Origin of the sequence: Longimicrobium sp. (assembly GCF_036280135.1) — a bacterium.
Lineage (GTDB): Bacteria > Gemmatimonadota > Gemmatimonadetes > Longimicrobiales > Longimicrobiaceae > Longimicrobium.
The window spans coordinates 1-2,385 of sequence record NZ_DASURI010000484.1; the positions used below are offsets into that span (position 1 = coordinate 1).

Sequence of the window (2,385 nt, forward strand, 5' to 3'; positions counted from 1 at the left end):
CGTACAGCCGACGAACCCGCCGGCCGAGAACATCCTCGAACTCCTGCTGCTGATCGACGCCGCGCGGCGCGCGTCGGCGGCGCGCATCACCTGCGTGATGACGTACTACGGCTACGCGCGGCAGGACCGCAAGGACCAGCCGCGCGTGGCCATCGGCGCCAAGCTCATGGCCAACATGGTCACCGAGGCCGGCGCCGACCGCGTGCTCTCGGTGGACTTTCACCAGCACCAGATCCAGGGCTTCTTCGACATCCCCGTCGACCACCTGTACGCCGCGCCCGTCTTTACCCACTACTTCCGCGAAAAGCGCCTGGGCAACCTGGTCGTCGTCTCGCCGGACGTGGGCTCGGCCAAGATGGCGCGCGGGTTCGCCAAGCGCCTGGACGCCACGATGGGCATCATCGACAAGCGCCGCCCTGCCGCCAACGTGTCCGAGGTCATGAACGTCATCGGCGACGTGGACGGCAAGGACTGCCTGCTGTCGGACGACATGATCGACACGGCCGGCACCATGGCCGAGGCGGCGCACGCCCTCAAGGCCCGCGGCGCCCGCGACATCTACGCCTGCGCCACGCACGCCCTGCTCAGCGGCCCGGCCGTGGAGCGGCTGAGCAACGCGCCGTTCAAGGAGATCGTCGTCACCGACACGGTGCCCGTGCCCGACGACAAGCGCTTTCCGGCACTGACCGTGCTGTCGGTGGGCGAGCTGCTGGCGAGCGCCATCCGGTTCACGCACTTCAACGAATCGGTGAGCTCGCTCTTCGAGTAGATTCCATTTGACGGGCGGGGCGGGGAACGACGGCCGGACGGCCGGGACCCGCCCGCCGCACTGATCCAGGAGGTTCAGGATGGCCAAGGTCAATCTGGGTGCCGCTCCCCGCCAGGGCGCGGGCAAGGGCGTCGCGCGCAAGCTGCGCAGCACGGGCCGCGTGCCCGCGGTGCTGTACGGCCACGGCGAGGATCCCCGTCCGCTGTCCGTGAACGCGCACGACCTGGGGCTGCTCATCGGCTCCATCAGCGTGGACAACACCATCGTTACCCTGGACATCGAGGGCGAGGGCCCCCAGGACGTGCTGCTGCGCGACGTGCAGATGCACCCCTACAAGCCCGAGGCCCTGCACGTGGACTTCTTTCACGTCCACGGGGACGAGAAGGTGCACGTGAAGGTGCCCGTGCGGCTGACGGGCACGCCCGTGGGCGTGCACACGGACGGCGGCGTGCTGGACCACGTGCTGTACGAGGTGGACGTGGAGTGCCTGCCCGCCAACATCCCCGATGCCATCGAGATCGACGTGAGCGGCCTGGGGATGGGCGAGTCCGTGCGCGTGAGCGAGATCCCGGCCCGCGACGGCGTCAAGTTCCTGCAGGACGGCGACCTGCCCATCGCCAGCGTGGTGGGCACGCACCGCCCGGCCGACGACACCGCGGGCACCGACACGGCGCCGGCGGAGCCCGAGGTGCTGCGGGCCCGCAAGACGGACGAGGAGTGACCCATCGCGGGCTTGCTGGAGCGCCTGTGGGCGCTCCTTTCCGCGCGCGGGGAGGATGACGTGGCCGGGGCCAAGGTAATCGTGGGGCTGGGCAACCCCGGCCGCGAGTACGAGAACACGCGCCACAACGCGGGGTGGTGGCTGCTGGACGAGTTGGCCCGCAGCTGGGGCGTGGCCAGGTTCCGGGCCGAAAAGACGCAGGCCAACGCCACCACGCGCGTGGAGCCGTTCCAGGTGCGGCTCATCAAGCCGCTCACGTACATGAACCGCAGCGGCGGCGTGCTCGTCCCCCTCAAGCGGATGAACGCGCTGGACTTGACGAAGGACCTGCTGGTGATCGTGGACGACGTGGCCCTGGAGCCCGGCCGCGTGCGCTTTCGCCCGTCGGGGAGCGCGGGCGGGCACAACGGCCTCAAGTCCATCGAGCAGACGCTGGGGACGAAGGATTATCCCCGGTTGAGACTCGGTGTCGGCGCCAAGCCGGAGGGGATGGACCTGGCGGCGTGGGTGCTGGGCAACATGCCCAAAAGCGACCGCAAGGCGCTGGAGGAACGCTTTCCCGACCTGGTCCGCGGGGTGGAGATCTGGATGCGGGACGGCATCGAAGCCGCCATGGACGCCTGCAACAACTGAGATTCGGCCGCCGGACGCACGTCCGGCGGCCGAGTTTTTTTCTGGCTGCAGGCTGTCGAGAACGCCTCATCCCCCAGGGGCGTCACCTTGCGGGGCTGTTGAGACCCCCCTGTTCGCCAGAAGCGTCATCCTTGTGTGTTGACGATGTGCTAAGTTCACCACCGTACGGGCCAACTCGTTCATCCTTTGGTTGAGAAAACCGTTCCTCAGCATGGGTGGCCCGTACGGCAGGTGGTCGCAAGAGCTCGAACAGTTGGGCGGA

The 2,385-nt window shown here is 68.6% G+C and carries 3 protein-coding genes; all 3 read left to right on the forward strand.

What is annotated here, in order from left to right; translation table 11 throughout:
* The coding region (locus VFZ20_RS15715; protein ID WP_329684858.1) for a ribose-phosphate pyrophosphokinase at positions 1 to 769 on the forward strand (769 nt) is incomplete at its 5' end.
* 79 nt (positions 770 to 848) lie between these two features.
* The gene (locus VFZ20_RS15720) at positions 849 to 1,490 is read left to right on the forward strand and encodes a 50S ribosomal protein L25 (RefSeq protein ID WP_329684859.1); all 642 of its coding nucleotides are present in this window, start codon (positions 849 to 851) and stop codon (positions 1,488 to 1,490) included.
* Between the two features lie 12 nt (positions 1,491 to 1,502).
* On the forward strand, positions 1,503 to 2,123 hold the full coding sequence (gene pth / locus VFZ20_RS15725) for an aminoacyl-tRNA hydrolase (protein WP_329684860.1): 621 nt from the start codon (positions 1,503 to 1,505) through the stop codon (positions 2,121 to 2,123).
* The last annotated feature ends 262 nt before the right edge of the window (positions 2,124 to 2,385 follow it).

Bases quoted from the DNA above. Each gene is read 5' to 3' on its own strand.
- VFZ20_RS15720 (WP_329684859.1), top strand. From the start codon at position 849: ATGGCCAAGGTCAATCTGGGTGCCGCTCCCCGCCAGGGCGCGGGCAAG.